The sequence below is a fragment of the Ruegeria sp. B11 genome (assembly GCF_056539785.1).
The window spans coordinates 351856-375873 of sequence record NZ_JBQFVO010000002.1 but is presented as its reverse complement, the minus strand read 5'-3'; the positions used below and the strand labels follow the sequence as shown (position 1 = coordinate 375873).

Below are 24018 nucleotides of genomic sequence, written 5' to 3'. Positions count from 1 at the left end.
TGGATCAGCCCTCCTTTTCAATCTTGGTGAGGCAGTCGCGCAGCGCCAGCCCATATTCATATTTCGCAGGGCAGGCAAAGCCCACAAGGCCCAGGTCTTCTTCGTCCAGTTCCAGTGCACCCAGCGCCTGCGCGGTGTCGGTGTCCATCACCAATAGCGCCCGCAGCAATTGCGTCGGCAGATAATCCTGGGGCATAAGCTCTTCGAATACACCCGTCGGCACCATCGCGCGGCGACCACCATTCAGGTTAGACGTGAATGAATAGAGCTTCTTGGCAAAAGCCGATCCCAAAACAGGCTGTACCGCATATTTCGAAGGCATAGGAAGAATCCAGCCCAGTGTGTGCTGATCATGATCTTCGCGAATAATGCTGATCTGGCGCGCAAAACGGCCCAGATAGGCGGTCGGACCATCGGCATGCTGCCCCGACAAGATCGACCCCGAGATGATCCGCGCGATCCCGTCGACGTTCACTTCATCCCGGGTCAGGTCATCCGTCGACGCGCCCATCACGGTGCGGATCAGGCGCGGCTGGCGCGCGCCCGGTCCAGACAAAGCAATCACGATGTTTGAATCCAGATGACCGGTCTGCATCAGACGACCGATCGCGATCACGTCCTGGTAGCCAATGGTCCAAACCTGCTTGTCCCCTCCCAGCGGCTCAAGGAAGTGAATATGAGTTCCAGCAAGGCCCGAGGGGTGTGGGCCGGAAAACGCAGCCGCTTCGATACCTGGCAGATCGGAACCGGGGATGGATGCCCCCTCTTGCTGGCACAGATAAGTCTTGCCGTTGGTCAGGTTTGAGACAGCTGCGAGACCAGCCGCAAATGCCTCGCCCGCATCCGCAATAACCAATGCCGCATCACCTGCCAGTGGATCGCTGTCCATGGCTGTCACGAAGATTGCTGTAGGCTTGGAGCCTGGTTCGGGCATCTTTGAATAAGGACGTGTCCGGAAAGAAGTCCACAGCCCGGCCGCGCAGAGCTTAGCCGTGACACCTTCGGCAGTCTCGGCATCGCCGGTGCCCGAGAAATCTATGCCGGCGTCATTGGCATCCGAAACCTCGATCACCACGCTCTGCAATACACGTCGCGCCCCGCGATTAATTGCCACGACTTTGCCAGTCAGCGGCGCGACCATCATCGCGTCGGGCGCATCCTTGTGGCAGAACAACGGCGTTCCTCGCTGGACCGCGTCGCCCTCTTGCACCAGCATCTTGGGCTTTAATCCGATATAATCACTGCCCAGAACGGCAACCGACGAGAATTCAGGCCCCGGCTGGATTTTCTGTTCGGGCGCGCCTTCAACCGGCAAATCCAACCCTTTTTTTAGTTTGAAAGTTTGCATGTTGCTACGTTCTTCCAAGCCTTTGTCCTGCGCCTGCTGCGCGCCATCTTACAATGATGCCAGGAAATAACACGAAATTTCCCGTCTGTCCGGTCGCGAAAGCGCCATTATCCGACCAGAATCCGCAGGCGTATTTCCGATCACGGCTCCTTTACGCGGGGATGAGTGCAAACGCAAACCTGTTACCGCCCAAAATCGAAAAGGAATGTCACATTCTTTTGAGCTTACGGTCGTTCAGAACAATTTGCCCATTTAATTTGCGTGTCGCACAGGCTGATCAACCGGTGTAAGCAACCACAATGGACAACAATGATAAATTCGAGATTTTTCTGATTGCCACTCCAGGGCTCGAAACGCCTTTGTGTGCCGAGGTCATCGAGCGCGGATTCTCAGGCGCCAGGATCGTTCCAGGTGGTGTTGTGTGCCGTGGCGATTGGCCGGAAGTCTGGCGCGCCAATCTGGAATTGCGCGGTGCCAACAAGGTTCTGGTGCGACTGGGCAGTTTCCCCGCCGTGCATTTGGCGCAATTGGACAAGCGCGCCCGAAAATTTCCGTGGGCGAGTTATCTCAGTCCAGACATTCCCGTGAAGGTCGAAGCAACCTGCCGCAAATCTCGTATCTATCATGCGGGAGCGGCGCGACAGCGCATCGAACAAGCCATATCCGAGGGGCTCGGCACCTCAGTCTCACCCGATGGCAAAGTCCGTGTGCTGCTAAGAATCGAAAAAGACATATGCACGATCTCCGTCGACACATCCGGCGAGCCCTTGCACAAGCGCGGTCATAAGCCTGCAGTCGCCAAGGCCCCGATGCGGGAAACAATGGCTTCGATGTTCCTGCGTGAGTGTGGGTTTGACGGGTCTGAACCGGTTCTGGACCCGATGTGTGGCTCTGGAACATTCGTTATCGAAGCGGCTGAAATTGCACTTGGTCTGCCCCCAGGCCGCTCACGTCAGTTCGCATTCGAAGATTTGGCAAGCTTCGATCCAGATGTCTGGCAAGATATGCGCGCCCAAACCGATCCGCCCGAAACAGAGCTCAGGTTCTATGGCTCAGATCGTAATGCAGGCGCGATTGAGGCTTCCCGCTCCAACGCCCAGCAAGCACATGTGGATCATGCCACCCGATTTCAGCACTGCTCGGTCAGTGACATCAAACCACCAGAAGGCCCAGCTGGGCTGGTCATCGTCAATCCGCCCTACGGGGCACGCATCGGTGATGAAAAGCGCCTGCGGTCGCTCTATGGCAGTTTAGGCAAGGTATTATCCAGTCGTTTCCAACGATGGCGTGTGGGCATCATCACCACCACACCCGGACTTGCCCGCGCAACGCGATTGCCAATGCTTCCCCCCGGCCCAATCGTTGATCACGGCGGAACAAAAATCCGACTGTATCGAACAAATCCGTTGCAGTAACTCAGCGAAATCGCAGATCAGGACAACGGTTTCAATCACCCCTCGAATCCAGCGACGACATATGTGTGTACGCCCAAAATCCCTCTTGCACATCAATATGACGAGGTATAGATCACGCGCCACGGTCGGAGTGTAGCTCAGCCTGGTAGAGCACTGTCTTCGGGAGGCAGGGGTCGGAGGTTCGAATCCTCTCACTCCGACCAAATAAAAAAGGCGCCCAAGGGCGCCTTTGCTGTTTGCAAGACAGTGATCCGAGGTTCATTGAACCTGAACGTTAATCGAACTCCAACGCATTGGCAGCTTTACGCAAGTGATCCGGGCTGTAGCGCGCATAGACGGACGCGGTAATACGTGAGTCTGAATGGCCGAGAAACTGGGCGATCTCATCCATCGAGGCGCCAGCCTCAGCCATATGAACTGCAGCTGTGTGCCGCAGCACATGCGGTGACACATCAGGTAGGTCCGCAGCGACTGCGGCCGCCTTGAAGCCTTTCTTGATCGACTTTATCGATCCTCCTGCCCATTCTACGACATAGTCAGACAAGGCCGCTTTCTGAGCGTTCAAAAGCACAGCATACAGGCTCTTTGTCATGGGGACGATGGCCCTGCCCTTCCTCTGTCCTTCGCCATTGCGGAGGTTGATCTGACGGCGATCGAAATCCACCCGATCCCATGTAAGTTCTAACACAGCCGTTACCCTAGCCGCCGTAGATAACATCAGCCAAATAGCGAGCTTGATGTGCGGTGCACATTCGACAGCCAAGAGCCGTGAAATCTCCTGACGCGTCAGAAATCTTTCCTTGGGAGCCGGTTTGCTGGGGCGCTCAATATAGGGTGCCCTATCAATGAGACCGGTTTTCTCAGCCCAATTCAAACAGGTCCTCAGTTTACTGAGCTGAGTCCAGATTGTGCCATCCTGGATACCTGCCTTCCGCCGATCGACGATGTAAGCTTTACAATCCTGCACGCTAATCTGATCCGGACGAAAGGCTCCAAACCAAGGCAGCACAGAACGGCCGGTGTATTTCATGCTTTCATGCGCCGGCCGACCCTCGACTGTTGCACTATACGCCTTCCAAATCGTCGCCACGGTCAGCTCATCCTTTCCTGCTGTCTGGGCAAGGAGGACATCACGAGCTTCGGCCTCCGCGCGTTCGAGGGTGTCCGCGTCAAGACGATACCGGCGTCTGCGTCCATCTTCCTCATACCAGACAACGACGAAGCGGTCGTTGAGCCGACCAATACTATATTCCTGCACTGCTCATATTCCTCAACCTTGTGTGCCGGGATGCGAAACTGGCGTTGAACTCTGAAATATCCGAGCTGGCCGGATTTGCAGAGCTGACGCACAGTCTCAGAACTGCAGCTCCAACGCTCTGCGAGAGTTTTGGGGGTATACGGCGGGGACAAATTGCGCTCCTTCATTTTGGTAAAACTTCTTACCCTATAGCGTTCTCGACGTGGGATGCGTTTGGGATTTCCAAAAATCTTCTAACCCATTGCTAAAAAACAAAAGAAAATTGCGTCTAGTGCACACGAAATTCGAACATCGGCATGGGAGAAACCGTTCCGCTGAACGATTAACCCCGTCTGATCCCGCTAAATACTCTTGTGATTTTCTGCCAATGAACGGGCAATAAACAGCAGGCTACTTGCATCTTCGTTGATAGCCTAAGGATTGATATTCAAGAACCGGGCTAAGCAGCAATTGAAATGTCGACCAATCATTCACGCTTGATCACGCTATTCTGCGCATAGTGTCTCTACTCCAAATCCACAGCGCCTGCATTGGGCAATTCCAGCACAGTTTTGCCGGACCGGACCCAAGACGCTAGGCAAGACAAGTTGTCAGCGAGCATTTTTTTCGCAAGTGCACATTCCCAGACGATCGCTACACGCCAGCCTAAGTCGAGCAGATCAACCTTCGCCCGGCCATCGCGCTCGACGTTTCTATCAAATTTTTCCTGCCAGAACTCGGTATTGCTCTTCGGGATCGTTGCGAACCGGCATCCGTGGTGTCGGTGCCAGTAACAACCGTGGACGAAGATCACCACTTGATGGCGGGCTAGGACGATGTCAGGGCTGCCCGGCAACTTGCGGACATCAAGGCGGAAGCGGAAGCCTTGTGCATGGAGAAATCGGCGGACCAGTAGTTCGGGTTTCGTATCCCTTCTTCTGTTCGCGGCCATCATCTTAGACCTGACATCCGGACTGACGATATCTGCCACGAAATTACCTCCTTTCCCATCTTTCCTTTTGCGATCATGTGGTCCAGTAATTGGAAAATGAAAGAGATATTCGGAATTGTCGATCTGTTCTCGGGGCCCGGCGGCCTTGGAGAGGGCTTTTGCGCCTATAGAAGCCATGGCTGCCGGCAGTTCGAAATTGACGTTTCCGTAGAGAAGGACCCGATAGCACACGCAACATTACGGTTGCGGGCTTTCCTGCGTCAGTTCGATGGGGGCTTCCCGCCCGAATACACTGACTTTATGAACCAAAGTGGCACTGAGCCGGACTGGGCGGACCTCTACCCGCGGGAATGGGCGCTGGCCGAACGGGAGACATTAAATCTCACGCTGGGGGACGCGGAAACCACCGTCGCACTGGACCAACGTATCGACGAAATACGAAAACGACGCGGTGATCGCATTGTGCTGATCGGTGGCCCGCCTTGCCAAGCCTATTCTCTCGCCGGCAGGGGCAGGAAGCCGAGTGATCTGGGTTACGTCGCGCATGATGAGAATCGCCATCTTCTCTACCAAGAATACATCAACGTGCTCAGGAAGCTGCGCCCGGCAGCTTTTGTGATGGAAAATGTCAAGGGCATGCTTTCGTCCAGCATCGAGAAGCGCAAGGTCTTTGACCTGGTGACCGACGACCTGAGGTCAGGTGGCGGTGCGGCGGAATATCAGTTGTTCCCATTGTCCGGGAGCGCGGACCGGCATGGACATGTGCAGCCGAAGGATTTCGTTGTCGCGGCGGAGGACCACGGCGTTCCGCAGGCGCGTCATCGGGTCATCATTGTCGGCCTAAGGCGTGACCTTATCTCGGGTATGGATGAGTTCGAAGCGCCTAGGCTGGACGGCGTTCCACGGCGAACCTCAGTTCGCGATGTCCTCTCTGAAATGCCACCCCTCCGAAGCGGGATAAGCACTCGGGGCGGATACGTAGATGATCTCATGGGTTGGAAGCGGACAGTCGCGCGAAGTGCGACGAAGATCGCCACCATGTCGCACGGTTTGGAAGGAGATTCCGCAGAAAAATTTGTGAGGGCTCTGGGTGCCGTTGACAGATTGCAAAAGATAACCGTCGAGAAACGCAAGGGCACGAAAGGCGGAACGCTGTTGCCGGAAACCTGCCCTGACGATCTGCGATCGTGGCTGGAGGACAGTCGCTTAACCCGCCTTTCACTTCATGAGACCCGAGGACACATGGTTAATGACATAGAGCGATATCTTTTTGCCTCTTCATGGGCCATGGCGACGGGTATTTCGCCGAAGGCACGGGATTTCCCGGATGAACTTGCCCCGAAGCATAACAATTGGAAATCGGGCAAGTTTAACGACCGATTCCGGGTGCAGCCGTGGGACCTTCCATCGTCCACGGTGACCTGTCACCTGTCGAAGGATGGGCACTATTTCATTCATCCCGACCCAGCTCAGTGTCGGAGCATGACCGTCCGCGAGGCGGCAAGGTTACAGACCTTCCCGGACAATTATCACTTCAAGGGGAACCGGACTCAGCAATATGTCCAAGTCGGCAACGCCGTGCCGCCGTTCCTCGCGCGGAAGATCGCGGCGGCGTTGCACCCAGTATTGGCAAAGGTTTTCGACGCGCCCGCGCAGCCTACCCGGGAATTAGGGAAAGTGACGATACCTGCATGACCGATCGGTTTGGTGACGGAGATGCCTCATATCACGAGGTTCGCCCGAACGCCGGGGCGCTGATCGAGAGCCTTCGAGACATCGGCTACACAATGTCGAGTGCGCTGGCTGACATCGTTGATAATTCGCTAACCGCCAAAGCGACCGAAATTTCGATCCGGGTTCACTCCGACCCGGAGGATGCCGCAATAGGCATCGTCGACAATGGGAACGGCATGTCGCGAGCGGAACTCCTCGAGGCGATGCGTCCGGGGTCCCGATCGCCCACGGAAACGCGGAATACCGAGGATCTGGGGCGGTTTGGGCTCGGTCTAAAGACAGCGTCATTCTCCCAGTGTCGTCGCTTGACGGTGGTGACCCGCTGTGAAGATACCGTTTCAGTGGCTATCTGGGATTTGGACCTTGTCGTCGCCCGAAATGCGTGGGTTGTCGAAACACGCGCGTCGGCTGAGACCATTCGCTTTGCCAACTTGCTGACAAACGACGGCACGCTCATCCTATGGGAGAAGCTCGACAGGGTCGGTTTGGAACTGGGAAGTCAGAACTTCTTACGTATAATGGACGAGGCTTCGAAGCACCTTGAGCTAGTGTTCCATCGTTTCATGAAATCCGAACATGGGCGAAAAGCCGTTTGCATCAACATGAACGGACGAAAACTGGTGCCTGTCGACCCGTTTGCGGAATGGCATGATGCGACGATCAGGCAGGCGGAGGACCGTCGGATCGCAGGCGGCACGGTCACGATCCAGCCGTTTATACTGCCGCACAGAAACAAGGTTTCCTCAGAAGCGGAATGGAAGAGAATGGGCCTTTCAGAAGGCCACATGAAGTCGCAGGGCTTCTACCTATACAGGAACAAGCGCCTGATCCGCCATGCGACTTGGTTCCGGATGGCGCCACAACACCGGTTGACCCAGCTCGCGCGCGTCCGGGTCGACATTGGAAATGAGAGCGACGCGGCTTGGAAGATCGATGTGCTCAAGGCCTCCGCATCACCACCGCCGGCGCTACGGGATTATCTCAGAAGACTGATCGAGGGTCTCGGCGGAAAGTCCAAGCGAGTTTATCGCAAGCGAGGCGCAAAGCTGACAGATGAGAATCCGCTTCCACTCTGGCAACGGACGAAGACAGACAATCGGATCAGCTATGCGTTGAATGGCGATCATCCTTCAATGGCGGCATTCGCAGATAGCCTGACGGAAGCGCAGGAGAACGCATTTGGAGAGATATTGCGGCTTATCGCGGCGGGATTGCCGATCGAGGCGCTCTATCACGACATGGCCGAGCACTTTTCGGATATCAAACAGGAAATTCTCGATGAGAACGAGCTTCGGTCAAGTGGCCGACAATTGATCGATCAGCTGAGGGAAATGGGACATGGAAACAAAGATATCGCAGCAATGTTGAAGGTTGTCCCGCCCTATGCGGGAAACGAGCAGATAATAACTGAACTACTCGAGCAAGAGAAACTAGCACCATGAACATCCTGACGCTGGACAATATCCGCGGTCTAGTCCGAGATTTTATGATCGAGGCTTACCGGACCCAAGAGGAATTGAGGACCGAGATCGAGAAATATGCTCCGCTCGCGCGTGACGAGGTGAAACGCGAGGATCTTGACGAACTCTACGATGAAATGCGTATTCGTCATGGCGTTCTCGTCGAAACGGGAGCGGCACTTGTGGCTCCGGGTTTCACGCCATGGTTCGACGCAAAGCGGCGTCAGAATACAGACTGGTTCTACTGGGAACGTTACCGGACACAGCTCGCACAATCCGGCTTTCCAGGACCGGTTCTTGAAGCCATGAACGAGAAAACCAACCGGGTCATCGAGCTCTGCGGCGATCCGCAAGGGGACGCTCCCTTTGATCGCCGCGGCATGGTGATGGGCGATGTGCAGGCCGGAAAGACTGGAAATTACACGGCGCTTGTCAGTAAAGCCGCCGATGTAGGCTATAAGGTAATCATCATTATCGCTGGGATTCATGAGAATCTGCGAAGTCAGACCCAGACGCGCATCGACGAAGGCCTAATTGGGCGAAATAGCGATGTCTCGAGGTTGGAGAACATCCGGGACGACGGCCGTGTGGGAGTCGGGTTGATCAATCCCTCTCGGGAACCGAGTGCCATGACTACGCGACAAGCGGATTTCCGGAAGGGACAGGCCGATCAGCGTATTCCGCTTGTGAACATGGAAAAGGAGCCAATCGTCTTCGTCATCAAGAAGAATGCCAGCGTCCTTAAGAACTTCCTAACTTGGCTGAAGGCATTCAACCTTTCCCACGGCGGTGAGACGATCAATCAACCCATGATCTTGATCGACGATGAGGCCGACAATGCCTCGATAAACGTCGCGAAAGGGCCGGAGGCAGTCTCGCGGATCAACGGCCAGATCCGCGCCCTATTAAATCTCTTCAGCAAAAGTTCCTATGTCGCATTTACCGCGACGCCTTTTGCCAACATCTTCATTGATCCTGACCTTCAGCACGAAAAGGCTGGACGCGACCTTTTCCCGGAACACTTCCTCATAGCGCTTGACCGACCCGGAAACTATTACGGTGCAGAAAAGGTCTTCCTAGGCGACCCCGAGGATGAAATTGAACGCCCGACACGCGACATCGAGGATAACGAACCGCATCTACCTTTGAAAATGCCTAAAGGACATCAAGTCCGTGATCTTCCCGAAAGCCTGATGACGGCTATCCGAACATTTATAGTTGTTGGCGCAATACGCGATCTCCGCAAGCAACGCGACAAGCATCATTCGATGCTGGTGAACGTTTCGCATTTGACGGCAGTTCAAACTGACGTTGCGAATCTCATCCGTCATCGCCTTAACGAGATCATTCGCCCGGCACTGAATCTGCATTGTTCGCTTTCAACTAAGGAAGCCGAGGCGAATGCCGAGGTGGCCGCTATGCGAAAGATCTTCGATGAGGAATACGCAAATGCAGAGGTGAAGTGGGACGACGTCCTGCCACTCCTTGATCGGGTTGCCGGACGGGCCGCGGTCTATGAGGTCAATAGCAAATCGGGCGAAAAGCTGGAGTATCCGGATATAAAGGACCCGGAAAACGATCAAGTCACCGCTATCGCGGTGGGAGGGTATTCTCTATCGCGTGGTCTGACGCTCGAAGGGTTGACCATCAGCTATTTCCTTAGAAATTCCAAGGCCTACGATACGCTTCTGCAAATGGCACGCTGGTTCGGCTACCGCCCCGGCTATGAGGATCTTTGCCGCATTTGGATCAAGGATGAGGCCCGGCGCTGGTATTCCCATATTGCTGAGGCTTCCGAAGAGCTGCGTCAGGATCTGCGTTACATGGCGGCATCAGGAGCAAGTCCGCGAGACTTCGGTCTGCGCGTTCAGCGTCATCCGTCGGCCTTGGAGGTAACGGCGCGCAACAAGGCAGGTAGCGGCCAAGAAGTCATTGTTGATGTCAGTTTATCGCGGAGCCGCATCGAGACTACCGTGATCCATGACAACCACCCCGGTGACGAAGCCGAAGAAAACCGGAAAGCGGCGATCCGACTTCATGATCGCCTTGCTGATCGTCCCTCAAGGATGGACGGCGAGAGCAGGGTTTTCGAGGCAGTCCCCTCGGATATCGTGAAGGACTACCTTCAGGATTTCCGAAATCATTCAGATGCCGAACGAACACAGACAGAACCGGTCATCCGATACATCGAGGAGCGAGAGGACGAAAATCTCGATAAATGGGACGTCGTCTTTGTAGGTAGTGAAAAGCCGGATGCTGCTACATGGCACGGTTTTGGCTACCCCATGCGCACGCAGCGCCGGACGCCGGCCTCCCGCGAGGACGGCAAGGTGGTCGCGACCAGTCGCCGCTTCTCCTCGCGCGGGGTGGTCCGGTTCGGTATGAACAAAGAAGTATTGGCCACCGTGCGCGAGGAAGCGAAGAATGAAAATACCAAGAACATCGCGGACAGCGCATATCTCGCCAAACGGTCGCGACCGATTCTCGCGGTTCATATCATTGCACTTCAGGACAAGGATACCGGGAAGTTGCTTGAAGAACCACCTGTGACGGCGTGGACCATCGGCTTCCCGACATCGAGTAAGAAGGGAAAGACTGTGAGTTATCAAGTTAATACGATCTGGTGGCAGCAGAACCGCGGCGAGATCGACGAGGAAGTTGGAGAGGCGCTTGACCGAGAAGAGTGACGATCCGTGGTCGGAAATTCCGACTTCGCCAGCCGGCACCCGTCTGAATGGGCGACTAGTAGCGGAAAGTAGACCTTGGGAGGTTTTTCGTGCGCTCGACCATCGCGGGCGGCGCATCTTATTTCTTGTTCACGAACCGGCCGCGACCTCTGGTATCGCTCTCCCGAAAATTGCCGGGCTGGATATCGAGGCACGGCTGCGCTCTGAAGACGACAAGGTAATTCTCTCGGTCGCCCTGGAAAGCCCGGACGACGCGGACATCTTCACGCGCCTTTCGGCTGACATCATCGAAACGGTCGCCAAGGCGGGTGACGAGTCGACAGCGGTCCAGTCTTTCATCGGAAGGATGTGGAAATGGCATGCGCTTTTGAAAGGCGCGCGGAAAACTTTGTTGAGCCGAGAAGCGCAACTCGGCTTGATTGGTGAGCTTTGGACGATCTTGAATGTCATTGTGCCAGTAAGGGGGTTGGACGCGGCAGTTGAAGGATGGCGAGGCTCGCAACGAGCCCCGAAGGACTTCGAGCTCTCCGATCTATGCATAGAATGCAAGGCGCGTGGTGCAGCCGCGCGCAACAAGATCCGGATCACGTCGGAACATCAACTAGCCGATGTGCCCGGTCACAGTTTGATCCTACTCGTTCACACCTTTGCCTCTGCAGCTGAGGATGACGTTGGCGCGATCGATCTGCACGAGATCGTTCGGCAAGTCCGAGCCACCATTGCTTCCGACGCCCCCCAGGTTTCGAAGACATTCGAAATGTCCCTCGAAGAAGCAGGCTACGACGGCACACACGAATACGAAATGAGGGTGCTACATCGCGCAGTAGACGCCTACATGGTCGAGCACGGCTTTCCGCGCATCGTGCCCGGTGTATACCCCAACGGCCCGATCGAGGTAGCCTACGACCTCCCGTTGGCGGACTTGGGTCCATTCCATTTGGGCGAAGCAGATTTCGCCCGTCTTATAGCGGGAGCATGACAACATGAGCGATGTCGATCAATATCCCGATATGCTACGAGAAGACGTCCGGCTTCTGTCCGAAGCAAACGGGACGTCGATGGAAGAGGCATTTTTCGCACGGGTTACCGATACGATAACCGGTTCAGGCGAGGTCGATACCCTAGAGTATTTTCACCATCGGGGCACACCGCAATCCGGTATCCGGGTGGACGGTTGGGGTGGCGACCCGCGCAAATCGAAGCAATTGACTCTTCTCGTTGTTGATCATGCTGACGATCCGAATGCGCCGACGTTGACTGGCACAGAATTGAACAACCAGTTCAAGCGGCCTCTCCGATATTTGAAGGCGGCCCTGGACGAGGATTGGCGAGATCGGCTCGAGGAGACATCGCCGGGATTCGAGTTAGCCGACATGATCGCAGCGCGTTGGTCAACGGTAAAGAAGATCCGGCTTCTCCTCCTCACCGACCGCAAACTCAGCAGCCGCGTCGATGGTCGTGAGATGACGGAGTTCTTAGAACGTCCGGTCAGTTACAGCGTTTGGGATGTGACCCGCCTCGAGCGTATCGAGAGTTCCGCGATGGGGCGCGAGGACATTATCGTGGAACTCGACCAGCATGGAGGCGCGATCCCTGTGCTTCCCGCTCATATGCCGGACTCCCCCTACGAGGCATATCTCGCCGCACTTCCCGGATCGGTTCTCGCCTCGATTTATGATCGATGGGAAGCTCGCCTTCTCGAACAGAACGTGCGCGTGTTTCTGCAAGCGCGCGGCAACGTAAACAAGGGCATTCGAAAGACGATCGAGGAAGATCCTTCCATGTTTTTCGCCTACAATAACGGGATCACGGCGACAGCCGAGGCTGTCGAGATCGAACATCGCAACGGCGTCCCATTAATGACCCGCCTGACGAATCTGCAGATTGTGAATGGAGGGCAGACCAGCGCATCCATCCACGCCGCTCTACGCGCCGGGACAGATCTGTCAAAGACGTTTGTCCAGATGAAGTTGTCCATCGTCGATGCGGAAAAGGCCGAAAAGATCGTGCCGGACATTTCCCGATATGCAAACAGTCAAAATCGGATCGCGGCAGCGGACTTCTTTTCCAATCACCCCTTCCACGTCCGAATCGAGGAAATATCGCGCCGGCTCTACGCCCCTGCGAAAGACGGCAATTTCACGCAGAGCCGATGGTTCTATGAACGCGCGCGCGGCCAGTTCGCAGACCGCCGCTCCCGCCTGACACCGGCTCAGCGGCGTAAGTTCGACCTCGAACATCCTAGGGCACAGCTCTTCACTAAGACCGATCTCGCCAAGGCCGAAATGGCATGGCGTGGCCGCCCTGAAATCGTGAGCCTCGGCGCGCAGAAGAACTTCGCCCATTTCGCGCACGCGATCGGCAAGGAATGGGACAAGAGCGATGAGGCTTTCTCGGAAGAGTGGTTCCGCAACGCGGTATCGAAGTTGATTTTCTTTCGCAAGACCGAACGGATCGTCTCGGATGCAGCCGGTTCATGGTATACCGGTGGCCTCCGCGCGAACACGGTTTGCTACGCGATATCGAAGCTTGTCCGTGACATCGAACAGCAGAAACAGTCGATCGACTTAAAGAAGATCTGGAATGCACAGGACCTACCCGACCCGCTGATCGATATTCTCGATCAATACGGAGAAGCCATGCACATGCATCTCCTGTCTCCTCCGACTGGTGGCAGTAATCCGACGGAATGGGCCAAACGGAAGGCGTGTGTCGAGGCCGCGATGGAAATCGAACTCGATTTCCGCAGCGACATTTCGGACTTTCTGATAGGCACTGCGGAACGTCGCGAAAGAGCTTCGGAAGGCCGTCGCGATCAACGCATGGTTGACGGAATTCAAGCGCAGGCAACAGTTGCAGAAATTGGATCACATGAATGGGCTTCTTTGCGGGACTGGGCACGCAGTTCCAGCATGCGTCTCACTCCCACCGAGAATGGTATCCTAGAGGCGGCTACACAGCTTCGGCTGCGACCTTTGTCAGAAGCGCAGTCGGTCAAGGCGATGGCAGTTATGGAGCGGGCGCGAGAGCAGGGATACGCACCCTCAAGAAAATGACGAAATGTGCAACGCTTGGTAGTTGAATCGCCGGGACGTATTGTTCCCTAGTCAGATGGTGCATCAAAGAGGGCATGCTTCTTAACCGGACTGAGTTTGTCCCGAACAAGTTCCTTATTAGTTGTTCATTGACCCGTTGATTGTGGCGCGGGATTTGCCGAAACGCGTTTCAGATATTGCTAGGACAATTGTTAGTTTGGCCGGTTAGTTTCTTGTGGACGACCTCCGAGTTGCGCCCCTCAAACGACGCAAAGGCGAACCTAAACAGATTGTAGACGCGGATCTCTCATTCTTAGCAGCCTCCTTCCTTCCGATCGCGTTCTCCCTCGCGTGGCCTTCGGCCTCTCTCGGTCCGATGAGCACCTCCCTTCGGTCGGCGCTCAGCCAAGTCACTTTCCTAGCTATAGAGTTCTGATTGCTGGCAACTCGTTCCCTTCCTCCAAGCGATAGAAAAGCATTACGACCCAAGTGCAGGTCGCATTAAGATGGCTTGAAAAGGAAGTAGCTGGTCACCTGCAGCGTTGCAGACAGGCCCCTGGCGGTTACCTAGATGTTCATGAACTCCCGAAACACAACGAATTTTTCGAAGTGCGTCTCCTCTGCGTTCATTTTCGTAATATACCGGATAACTCCAGCAGATTCAATGCTCTGGCAGTCAAAAGACCCCTGACGCACTAGGCTCAGCCAATGCATATTCCCGATCTCGGGCAAGCGCTCGGTGCGAGCGGCTCGTGCGGAAGACTCGATGTCTGGATCCACTTGCACAATCATGTGCCAGTGGGGGTTCACATCCAACTTTTCCGGGAAGGCAAACCATACCAGTCGCTCGTCCGGGCGCTTGCCCCACTTTGGCCCATTAATCTCGCGGTTTACACGTGCATCCCACTCTTTCAGCAACACACGCATTTGCGTATACCCCAAGGGTTGGTAATTAGATGCCAGCGTGATGAAGTGGGTGAAATCGTAGTCGAGCAATTTGGTGCGCAGCTCCCGGCGCATGCGCTGATGCAGGGAATGGCACCTGCTGCGGCCATTTTCGTCCCAAACTGCCCAGTCCTTCATGTATTTGGCTCCTTGGATGATTTTGTTCTAGATAAAATTATAGCAAGCTCGTTCTCGGGATGCGTAACCTCAGACAAAAAGTTTCCACATCCCGAGGTGCCGGAACTGACCGAGCAATCGGGAAACTCGCCAGACCTACTGAAGGGCTTTCTAGAAAGCACATTAGGTTACCGTCTGCAGGCACAGGTAGCAATCGTCCCCATGGACCAGACAACTGTCATGCTTTCGCAATCAAATTGGGTCACCTGAATTTTGCCAATCACAGAATGATACATGCACGCTGAGCGTGTTCAGCGTTTGGTTTGTTGTTCCACAATGCCAAATCGCTAATGGGAGTTTTGGACCATCCAAACGCTGTGGCGCCAGAACCCATCCCCTTTATCATGCGCCGGGAAACCTAGGACATCGATATTGTTGGGCTCTGGCGAACGGTCTAAAGCGAAGCGCTGAACCATTCCTCACTCACTTGAGTGATCGGGCCCATTGTTTGCGAGTCAGCACCCATCAGACAGATCCAGCTGTTGCTGGTCTCCATTTTTTCAAACCCGAATTGCCCCTTCGACTCACGCTCTGGCCGACCACAACAGAGCCGATAACTATGGCTGCTCCTATAGACTGAGTGAGGCTAAGCGTTTGTCCCAAGTATACCCAGCCGAGCACGACAGCTGTTACAGGACTCATCATGCCGAGCATCGAGACTGCACTGGGCTCCAGGCGCGCAATGCCACGAAACCAAAGCGCATAGGTTGCTGCAGCACCGATCAACCCAAGCCAAATAAGGCCGGCGACATTTGTCGCGCTGAGCGCAGGTAGAGACGGCTCAAGGAACAGTGCGACTGGCAGCAGTATCAAACCACCGGCTGTTAATTGCCACGCTGTGAAACTCAGCGCCGAGACCGGAGGTTGCCATTTCCGGCTGAGAACAGTGCCAGCAGCCATTGACGCAGCTCCTCCCAAACCCGCTGCTATACCGATCCAATCAAGTTGTGCTTCTGGTCCGATCAGCAGCAGAGACACACCCATTACGCCAGTCGCTGCGGCGCCGAGCGCACTAAGTCGGATTGGGGTTCCCAACCATCCCCACGCCATCAAAATCACGATCATTGCTTGCAACGATCCCAGGGTGGCGGCCACACCACCGGGCAACCTATACGCAGCAACGAAGAGGAGCACCCAGAACAGAGCGAAATTGAGGCTGCCTAAAACGAAAACTCGACCGAGCCATTCGCGTGATGGAACACTGCGCGTCATTGCAAGCAGCAACAAGCCAGCAGGCAGAGCTCGTAACGCAGCCAGGGTAATCGGATAGCCAGCCGGGAGCGCTTCGGTAGTTACCAGATAAGTGCTTCCCCATACCGCTGGGGCGAGTGAGGTGAGTAGAATATCGGTTGAGCGTGACATGGTATGTCTCCCGGCTGAGGCGTTTGAGAATTTGAGTGAGACGTCAGAGGCGCGCGGGTTACGCTGCTTTCGCTTGGAGGTTTGATCCAACGAGGCACGCTGCAATACTTGCAACATGAGCGCCCTGGAACCGCGCTCCGGCTAGGTCGGTTTCAGTAGGTGTGCGGGAACCATCAGCACCGGCGATCGTTCCGGCACCATATGGTGCGCCGCCAATGATTTCTTCTGATGTAGTCTGGCCAGCAAATGTGTATGGCATTCCGGCAATCAGCATCCCAAAGTGTTGAAGAGGGACTTGCGTTGTCAGAAGGGTGGCCTCGTGCCCACCGTGTTGCGAACCTGTTGATGCAAAGACCGCCCCGACCTTACCAACCAGTGCGTTCCTTGCCCAAAGCCCTCCGGCCTGATCAAGGAAAGACTTCATTTGGCCAGCCATCATGCCAAATCGGGTCGGTGTTCCAATGATGATTGCATCATAGTTTTCCAGATCTGTCGGCAAGGCGGCAGGTGTATCATCTACGACATAGCCAGCCTGCTGGCGGACTTCCTCAGGGACAGTTTCGGGCACACGCCGAACGTCAACTTCGGTGCCGGGAACACTTCTGGCGCCTTCAGCTTCGGCATCGGCCAATGTGCGGACGTGGCCATAGCTTGAATAGTAGAGAACGAGAATACGTGACATAGGATACCTCTCAGGGCTGTGACTTGTTCCCTGAGAGAATGGAATTTGTTGCGCCGCCAATTAAGTCGCGCTCTTTGACATCACTCTTTACCTGTATTGAATAATGTCAGGACCTGAGAGCCAGACGCAGATGATCAAGAAAGGCTGTGACCTTTGCATCCATTCCCAAGCGAGATGCAGTAACGGCGAATACTTCCGGCGCGGGCAGTTCGTGGTCAGGAAGAACTCTCACCAAGGCCCCGCTAGCTTCAGGAGCATCAGAAACGAACTCGGGCAGAGTTCCGATGCCTTGCCCGGCTATCAGCAGATCACGCAAAACGAGGCTGTTACCAACCCTCACACGCGGATCAAGTTCCAATGATGTGACGCAGTTGGCAGCCGAGAGCTTCCAGCTCGTCAAATGATCAGCAAGCAAAAAGCCGATGATTGCGTGGTTTTTCAGATCCGCCGGCTGGGTCGGCGTCCCGCATCGCTCCAAATAGTCAGGAGACGCAAATATTCTTTGCCGCATCACGCCGATCCGTCGGGCAACAAGTGCCGAATCCGGCATGGCAGCACGGATACGTATCGATAGATCGAACCCGCCCTCGACCATATCGATCACCTTGTCGTCCATCGAAAGAGTAAATCGCAGATCGGGATAGGTTTCCAAGAACTCTGGAAGCATCGGTGCGATAACGGTTTGGCCGAAGGAACTTGACGCATTCACCCGAAGGTGCCCACGCATCGCTTTTGCACCTTCCCTGATGGTCTGTTCCGTTTTTTCGACAGCGTCGAGTATTCCAATTGCATCTTGGTAATAGAGACTGCCGGTGTCAGTCAGTGACATAGATCGGGTCGTTCTGGTGAGGAGGACGGTTCCCAGACTTTCTTCCAGAAGCTTGATTTCTCTGCTGAGAAGCGCAGGAGAAACACCAAGGTCTTCCGCCGCACGGGCAAAGCTGCCGCGTTCAACGATACGGCGAAAAGCTTGCATGACTGACAGTTTGTCCAAGTTATCACCCTTCGAAAAAGCTGCTTTTGATGTGTTACGCGATAGATCGGGTCTACGACATGCCCAAACTCACATTCTTTCAGGTCGAGCTGATCCAGTTCAATTCTGTTTGCGGAGCATCCATCACACCTGTGAACTTGAGCTCGGGAACAGTTTTCGGTTCTGAGAGCTCCTCCCTACAATCTCCCGTCACCAGCCTCCCTATTAGATTACCAGCTTTTAGGACGGACATAGCACTACTTGGCATATCTAGGCACAGTCAGCCTCTATACGGTGCAGCTCACTATTCACGACTAATCCCCCACTATTAGCAATCGTCGGTTTCTTCTCTCCGGAGTAGCTCAATACACTGCCTGGCATAGACCTGTGCTTACGCTCTCAATGTGGTTATCTCTCAGGAGCGTTGTGAGCAGGCCTGAGTTACGTCCGTTCACTTATGTGTGTGGGCAGTCTGGTCTGTGTTTCGTCGCTGTGCGCGCTTTTCTGGCCTGTTTTCGGATATGTGTTTTCTGAGAACCGTTGTTTTTATGGGTTTGTCTGGTTCAGTAGTTTACATTTTGGTCTGAAAAACCTGATTCCGGTCCAGATTTGTCAACTTAATGTAAACTTAGTGTAAACCTTTTGGCCTGATTTGAGGTGTTTTTAGGTCGAAAGGTTTACATTCCGTCGATCCCGGGAAGGCGAATGTAAACCTTTGTCAACCTTGTGCAGCCTCAGTTCAATCAGCGAGGGACCCGGCGAGGCAGGGTTCACCAGCCATTCCTCGCCGCAATCTCGGAAACCCATTCCATTTTTCTTTGTGAGGTCGACAAAGGCGCCTCAATAGCTGCACTCTCTGTAAGGTAGGTTCAGGATCTCTGCCGTTGCTCACGTCGCGCAGGAACCGCAACCAGGCGCGCTCATTCAATGTCAGGACATCTTTCTGGTCATACATGGCTCCTACCTCCCGAAGATAGTCTTGATCGCCGTCTCTGACCGGCTGGTCAGCCGAGGATCGGTGTTGTTGGAGGCCTTGCGTATTGCTTTCAGCCAGCCAAGTTCATTCGACGTGATAGGTTCTCCGAACACCTCGACGACTGCCTCGGCTGCAGTCAGGCCGATCGACTGCTCAATTGCGAGGCGCATAAGGTAGGCAGCGTCGCATTCCAGAGCTTTCGCCAAAGCCGGGACGCGATCCAATGCTACCTTGGAACCACCCTGCTTGATCATCGTGATCATGTTCGGGTTGACGTATCCCACCTGCGCCGCGATCTCGGCTTGGCTCTTGGTAGGTTTCAGTTCGAGCACCCTCCGTTCGACATACTTCGCCATCCGGGTGTCTCCATACGGTTTGTTTATCATCGCTATCCTCTCATAAGTGATGCAGCACGCGCTGCATGTCTTTGATATAGCGACGGTGAGAATGGGAAATTGCGGAGGGAAAAAATCAATCAACTAAAATGTTTAGCCGATTGGCAACGACTCATTCTAACTCGGCCCATCTATCCGGGCGGAAAAACAGCGGTCTTTTTCACTGTTCCATAGACAAAGCTGGTATCGATCGAAGCTATCCCACCGATCGGATGAATTCGGTGACGAATAAATTCCTCGTAGGCCTCGAGATCCGATACCAAAACCCGCAACTGATAGTCCATCGCCCCGGTCAACACGTGGCATTCAAGAACTTCATCAATCATCCGAACACGCTTTTCGAAGTTCTGAACGTCCGTTTTATTGTGTCGCTCTAACCGGATACGAACGAAGACGGTAATGGCCATCCCATACGCGGCAGCGTCAACGTCGGCGCTGTATCCCTTTATCACTCCGTTGGCTTCAAGGTTTTTGACCCGACGCAAACACGGTGAGGGAGACAGGTTCACTTCGTCGGCAAGATCCTGGTTCGTCATGCGCCCGTCCCGCTGCAGCGCTCGAATAATCTGCCTATCCTTAGCGTCCATTTCACCCTCTTTCTTGGCAGAATATGCCAATATCGCCGATCAAGTTGGCATATTTAGCAACCATTAGCTCAAAGTAAAGGCGCAAACTGGCTCCAACATGATTCAGGAGCTTGCAATGACTCGTTCAACCGGATTTGCCACCCGCGCCATTCACCACGCTTACTACCCACTGGAAAATGATGGTGCGCTGACACCACCGCTGCATTTGACGTCCACGTTTACCTTTGAAACCGCAGAGGCTGGTGGAGAGATGTTCGCCGGCGAGCGTGAAGGTCATATCTACAGCCGCATTTCGAACCCCACATGCGACCTTCTTGAACAACGCATTGCCGTGCTTGAGAGGGCCGAGGCCGGGTTAGCTCTATCAAGCGGCATGGGGGCGATCACGGCAGTGCTCTGGACGCTGCTGTCGCCAGGTGACGAAGTTATCGTGGACAAAACGCTCTATGGCTGCACCTTCGCCTTCATGCGCCACGGTTTGGCGAAATGGGGTGTTACGATCACGCATGTCGACATGACAGATCCTGAGAACTTGAAAGCGGCCGTTTCTGACAAAACCCGCGTTGTCTATTTCGAAACACCGGCCAATCCGAACATGCGCTTGGTGGACATCGCCGCCAGCGCAGAGATTGCGCATTCGGTCGGTGCGACGGTTGTCGTCGACAACACTTATGCCAGCCCGTATCTGACCCGCCCGATCGAGCATGGTGCAGATATCGTTCTGCACTCCGCTACCAAATACCTGGGCGGACATGGCGATGTTGTCGCCGGTCTGGTTGTCGGAACTGCCGAACAGATTGCTGAAATCCGCCTTGTTGGGATGAAGGACATGACAGGTGCAGTGATGGCTCCTTTCAACGCAATGTTGATCCTGCGAGGGCTGAAAACACTAAACCTACGTCTGGATCGTCACTGTGCGTCCGCCAAGGTCGCCGCGGAATTCCTCGAAGCGCACCCCGCCGTCGGTGAGGTTTATTTCCCCGGTCTTGAGAGTTTCGCCCAGCATGATGTCGCACAGCGCCAGATGTCCCAACCCGGCGCTATGATTGCATTTGAAATTAACTCCGGCCTGTCCGGTGGGATTGAGTTCATGAACCGCCTGAACATGATTCAGCGCGCTGTGTCCTTGGGCGACGCGGAAACACTGATCCAGCACCCTGCATCTATGACGCATTCGACGTATACCCCAGAAGAGCGGGCCGAGCATGGGATCAGCGATGGCCTGATCCGCCTGTCCGTCGGGCTGGAGGATGTCGAAGATATCCTTGCAGACCTAGAACAGGCTTTGCCCTACCCTGCTCGCAGCGCCGCCTGAACCCGGAGACCGCCATGCACATTGATCCCACCCAACTGAAGATCGTCGAACAGCGCCTGCTGTGGTTGTCTCATTGGATGATCCACCATGCCAACCATGTCCGACCAAAGGTGGATGGGATCAAGATCGGTGGCCATCAGGCTTCGTCTGCTTCGATGGTGTCGATTATGACCGCGCTCTATTTCTCGGCCTTGCGTCCAGAAGACCGGGTTGCAGTCAAACCCCATGCCTCGCCAGTTTTTCACGCGATGCAATATCTCATGGGCAATCAAACGCGCGAGAAGATGGAGAATTTTCGCGGGTTCGGGGGTGTGCAAAGTTATCCCAGCCGGACCAAGGATATCGACGATGTTGATTTCTCGACCGGGTCAGTGGGTCTGGGTGTCGCGATCACCTCGTTTGCCTCGATCATTCAGGATTACATCAGGGTCAAAAGCTGGGGCTCAGACGCCCCAATGGGACGTATGGTGGCCCTCGTGGGCGATGCCGAACTGGACGAAGGCAACGTTTACGAGGCGTTGCAGGAAGGCTGGAAGAACGACCTGCGAAACACGTGGTGGATCATCGATTACAACCGACAGTCACTGGACGGTATCGTCCGGGAAGGGCTGTTCGAACGGATCGAGAAAATCTTCGATGCGTTCAGCTGGGATGTCGTGCGTGTCAAATATGGGGTTCTGCAACGCGCGGCCTTTGAAGAGCCCGGCGGCAACCGCCTGCGTGACTGGATCGATGCGTGTCCAAACCAGGACTACTCCGCTTTGACTTTCATGGGTGGCGCGAATTGGCGGCAGCGCCTCTTGGACGATCTGGGGGATCAGGGAGATGTGACCGCTCTGATCGAACGGCGCACGGACGCGGAGCTCGCGGCCCTGATGGAGAATCTCGGCGGCAACTGCGTCGAGACCATGGCCCAGACATTTGCCGCCATCGATCATGATCGCCCAACGTGCTTCCTAGCCTACACCGTCAAAGGATGGGGCACCCCCATTGCGGGCCACAAGGACAATCACGGCGGGCTGATGAACAATAGCCAGTTTGCCGCGTGGCAGTCGCATATGGGTGTGCCGAAGGGCGAAGAATGGGAGCCGCTTGCAACAGTGCAGGACCCAGAAAAGCTCAAGGATTTCCTTGCAAATACGCCTTTCTTTGCCAAGGGTCCGCGCCGCTATTTTGATGGCAAGCTGGAAGTGCCGCCAATCGAAATCGACACCAGCCGCGAAATCTCGACCCAGATGGCGTTTGGCAAGATCCTTGACGATCTGTCCAAAGGCGACGGCCCAATGGCCGAACGCATAGTGACGACCTCCCCAGATGTGACAGGCACGACAAGCCTTGGTCTTTGGGTGAACAGGCGCAAGCTATTTGCCCGATCCGAACAATCCGACGCCTTCATAGAACACCGGATCCCTTCGACGGCGAAATGGGAATTCACGCCCGAAGGGCAGCATATCGAGCTTGGTATCGCCGAAATGAACCTCATGTTGCTTCTGGGAGCGGCGGGCCTGTCGCATTCCCTGTTCGGTAAGCGGCTGATCCCAATTGGCACCGTCTATGATCCATTTGTCAGCCGCGGCCTCGATGCGCTGAATTACGCCTGTTATCAGGACGCGCGCTTCATGCTGGTTGGCACACCATCGGGCGTTACATTGGCCCCCGAAGGTGGAGCGCACCAATCCGTTGGAACAACGCTGATCGGGATGAGCCAAGACGGGCTGGCCGCTTTCGAACCCGCCTTTGCCGACGAATTGGCAGTGATCATGGAGTGGGCCTTTGATTACATGCAGCGCGACGGCGAAGGACAGCCCGACGAACGCACATGGCTGCGCGATGAAACTGGAGGGTCTGTTTACCTGCGCCTGACCACCAACCCGATTGAACAGCCCGGCAAACGTGTCGACGATGAGTTCCGCCATGGCGCCATCGATGGGGCCTATTGGCTACGAAAACCCGGGCCCAATTGCGAAGTTGTAATTGCCTATCAAGGAGCAGTCGCGCCGGAGGCAATTAAGGCCGCCGGTATGATTGGCGAAGGCCGTCGCGACATTGGTGTGTTGGCCGTGACATCGGCAGATCGCCTGAATGCCGGATGGACCGCCGCTCAACGAGCACGTTCGCGTGGTAATCGAGCGGCACGCTCTCACATCGAAACCCTGATGTCCGACCTTCCGCCACACTGCAAGCTTGTCACCGTTATCGATGGTCATCCTGCAACTCTATCCTGGCTCGGGGCAGTGCTTGGACATCAGACTATTCCCATGGGCGTCGAGCATTTTGGTCAGACCGGAACAATCGGCGATCTATATCGCCACCACTGCATTGACGCAGACGCTATTCTGGAGAAAGTGAATGGGCTGACCCATGGCAGGGCTCTTCACCGTGCATAATTGGGCTGGACCTGGGCAATAATGTAGAGAACAAACTAGCACTGAGCATAGACCAAGAAAACTAGCGGACCATGTAGACAGTGCTCTTAGGTTCAATGAACCTGCCGAACCTGAACTTGGCTGGTTTGATTGGCGATAACGCCCGGAAAACAGGGCTCCTTTGACTAAAAATCAATAACTTGGCCCTCTGCACCGGTCTTCGGGAGGCAGGGGTCGGAGGTTCGAATCCTCTCACTCCGACCAATAAAATCAAGTGTCAAATGCAACGGTGTATTGCGTTTTGACAGTGGATATTACCTTTCTACTAACTAATGTTGCCTGCGGCGGTTTGAATTTCTGCTATTTCGAATT

Annotated in this window: 17 protein-coding genes, 1 tRNA gene and 1 pseudogene; 9 read left to right on the top strand and 10 right to left on the bottom strand. The window is 55.0% G+C overall.

The annotated features are described in order from the left end of the window. Positions 1–4 precede the first annotated feature (4 nt). The gene (locus tag ACR0I1_RS09485; protein ID WP_170422696.1) at positions 5–1348 is read right to left on the bottom strand and encodes a Na(+)-translocating NADH-quinone reductase subunit A; all 1344 of its coding nucleotides are present in this window, start codon (positions 1346–1348) and stop codon (positions 5–7) included. Positions 1349–1647: 299 nt separating this feature from the next. Between ACR0I1_RS09485 and ACR0I1_RS09480 the strand changes: the two genes are divergently transcribed. Together ACR0I1_RS09480 and ACR0I1_RS09475 are read left to right on the top strand one after the other, a co-directional pair. Continuing rightward, positions 1648–2763, top strand: coding sequence for a THUMP domain-containing protein (locus tag ACR0I1_RS09480; RefSeq protein WP_170511833.1), 1116 nt, complete (start codon positions 1648–1650; stop codon positions 2761–2763). Positions 2764–2889: 126 nt separating this feature from the next. Then, positions 2890–2966, top strand: a tRNA-Pro gene (locus ACR0I1_RS09475). A 71-nt stretch (positions 2967–3037) separates the two neighbouring features. On the opposite strand, the gene ACR0I1_RS09470 is transcribed toward ACR0I1_RS09475, so the two are convergent. From ACR0I1_RS09470 to ACR0I1_RS09460, 3 genes and pseudogenes are all read right to left on the bottom strand, one after another. Beyond that, on the bottom strand, positions 3038–4021 hold the full coding sequence (locus ACR0I1_RS09470; RefSeq protein ID WP_480706115.1) for a tyrosine-type recombinase/integrase: 984 nt from the start codon (positions 4019–4021) through the stop codon (positions 3038–3040). Positions 4022–4038: 17 nt separating this feature from the next. Continuing rightward, positions 4039–4188: pseudogene (locus ACR0I1_RS09465) on the bottom strand (MerR family transcriptional regulator); the annotation flags it as partial. 338 nt (positions 4189–4526) lie between these two features. Beyond that, the gene (locus tag ACR0I1_RS09460) at positions 4527–4991 is read right to left on the bottom strand and encodes a very short patch repair endonuclease (RefSeq protein WP_480577297.1); all 465 of its coding nucleotides are present in this window, start codon (positions 4989–4991) and stop codon (positions 4527–4529) included. A gap of 57 nt (positions 4992–5048) precedes the next feature. On the opposite strand from ACR0I1_RS09460, the gene ACR0I1_RS09455 reads away from it, so the two are divergent. The 5 genes from ACR0I1_RS09455 to ACR0I1_RS09435 all read left to right on the top strand — a co-directional run bounded on the left by ACR0I1_RS09455 (position 5049) and on the right by ACR0I1_RS09435 (position 13889). Continuing rightward, positions 5049–6647 (top strand): DNA cytosine methyltransferase, encoded by a 1599-nt coding sequence (locus ACR0I1_RS09455; RefSeq protein ID WP_480577294.1) that lies wholly within the window; start codon positions 5049–5051, stop codon positions 6645–6647. Further along, positions 6644–8128: an ATP-binding protein gene (locus tag ACR0I1_RS09450; protein ID WP_480706113.1), complete on the top strand. Its 1485-nt coding sequence runs from the start codon at positions 6644–6646 to the stop codon at positions 8126–8128. Before ACR0I1_RS09455 ends, ACR0I1_RS09450 begins: the two co-directional genes overlap by 4 nt. Beyond that, positions 8125–10833: a Z1 domain-containing protein gene (locus ACR0I1_RS09445; RefSeq protein WP_480577288.1), complete on the top strand. Its 2709-nt coding sequence runs from the start codon at positions 8125–8127 to the stop codon at positions 10831–10833. The genes ACR0I1_RS09450 and ACR0I1_RS09445 overlap by 4 nt, the downstream gene beginning before the upstream one ends. Beyond that, positions 10817–11812: a PD-(D/E)XK motif protein gene (locus ACR0I1_RS09440; RefSeq protein WP_480577284.1), complete on the top strand. Its 996-nt coding sequence runs from the start codon at positions 10817–10819 to the stop codon at positions 11810–11812. The genes ACR0I1_RS09445 and ACR0I1_RS09440 overlap by 17 nt, the downstream gene beginning before the upstream one ends. A gap of 79 nt (positions 11813–11891) precedes the next feature. Further along, positions 11892–13889: an AIPR family protein gene (locus ACR0I1_RS09435; protein ID WP_480706111.1), complete on the top strand. Its 1998-nt coding sequence runs from the start codon at positions 11892–11894 to the stop codon at positions 13887–13889. 546 nt (positions 13890–14435) lie between these two features. Here the strand turns inward: ACR0I1_RS09435 and ACR0I1_RS09430 are convergent. From ACR0I1_RS09430 to ACR0I1_RS09405, 6 genes are all read right to left on the bottom strand, one after another. Continuing rightward, complete coding sequence (locus ACR0I1_RS09430) at positions 14436–14951, bottom strand: hypothetical protein (RefSeq protein ID WP_480577278.1); 516 nt, start codon at positions 14949–14951, stop codon at positions 14436–14438. 504 nt (positions 14952–15455) lie between these two features. Beyond that, positions 15456–16352 carry an EamA family transporter gene (locus ACR0I1_RS09425; protein WP_480706110.1) on the bottom strand — a complete coding sequence of 299 codons (897 nt, stop codon included), beginning with the start codon at positions 16350–16352 and terminating at the stop codon, positions 15456–15458. 58 nt (positions 16353–16410) lie between these two features. Then, positions 16411–17034, bottom strand: coding sequence for an NAD(P)H:quinone oxidoreductase (wrbA, locus tag ACR0I1_RS09420; RefSeq protein ID WP_480577271.1), 624 nt, complete (start codon positions 17032–17034; stop codon positions 16411–16413). Positions 17035–17140: 106 nt separating this feature from the next. Next, the gene (locus tag ACR0I1_RS09415; protein WP_480706108.1) at positions 17141–18010 is read right to left on the bottom strand and encodes a LysR family transcriptional regulator; all 870 of its coding nucleotides are present in this window, start codon (positions 18008–18010) and stop codon (positions 17141–17143) included. A gap of 957 nt (positions 18011–18967) precedes the next feature. Beyond that, the gene (locus ACR0I1_RS09410; RefSeq protein ID WP_480577267.1) at positions 18968–19339 is read right to left on the bottom strand and encodes a helix-turn-helix domain-containing protein; all 372 of its coding nucleotides are present in this window, start codon (positions 19337–19339) and stop codon (positions 18968–18970) included. Between the two features lie 170 nt (positions 19340–19509). Beyond that, on the bottom strand, positions 19510–19965 hold the full coding sequence (locus ACR0I1_RS09405; protein WP_480706106.1) for an Lrp/AsnC family transcriptional regulator: 456 nt from the start codon (positions 19963–19965) through the stop codon (positions 19510–19512). 115 nt (positions 19966–20080) lie between these two features. On the opposite strand from ACR0I1_RS09405, the gene ACR0I1_RS09400 reads away from it, so the two are divergent. Together ACR0I1_RS09400 and ACR0I1_RS09395 are read left to right on the top strand one after the other, a co-directional pair. After that, positions 20081–21280 carry a methionine gamma-lyase gene (locus tag ACR0I1_RS09400; RefSeq protein WP_480706104.1) on the top strand — a complete coding sequence of 400 codons (1200 nt, stop codon included), beginning with the start codon at positions 20081–20083 and terminating at the stop codon, positions 21278–21280. Between the two features lie 14 nt (positions 21281–21294). After that, the gene (locus tag ACR0I1_RS09395) at positions 21295–23667 is read left to right on the top strand and encodes a 1-deoxy-D-xylulose-5-phosphate synthase N-terminal domain-containing protein (RefSeq protein ID WP_480706102.1); all 2373 of its coding nucleotides are present in this window, start codon (positions 21295–21297) and stop codon (positions 23665–23667) included. Positions 23668–24018: the final 351 nt, after the last annotated feature.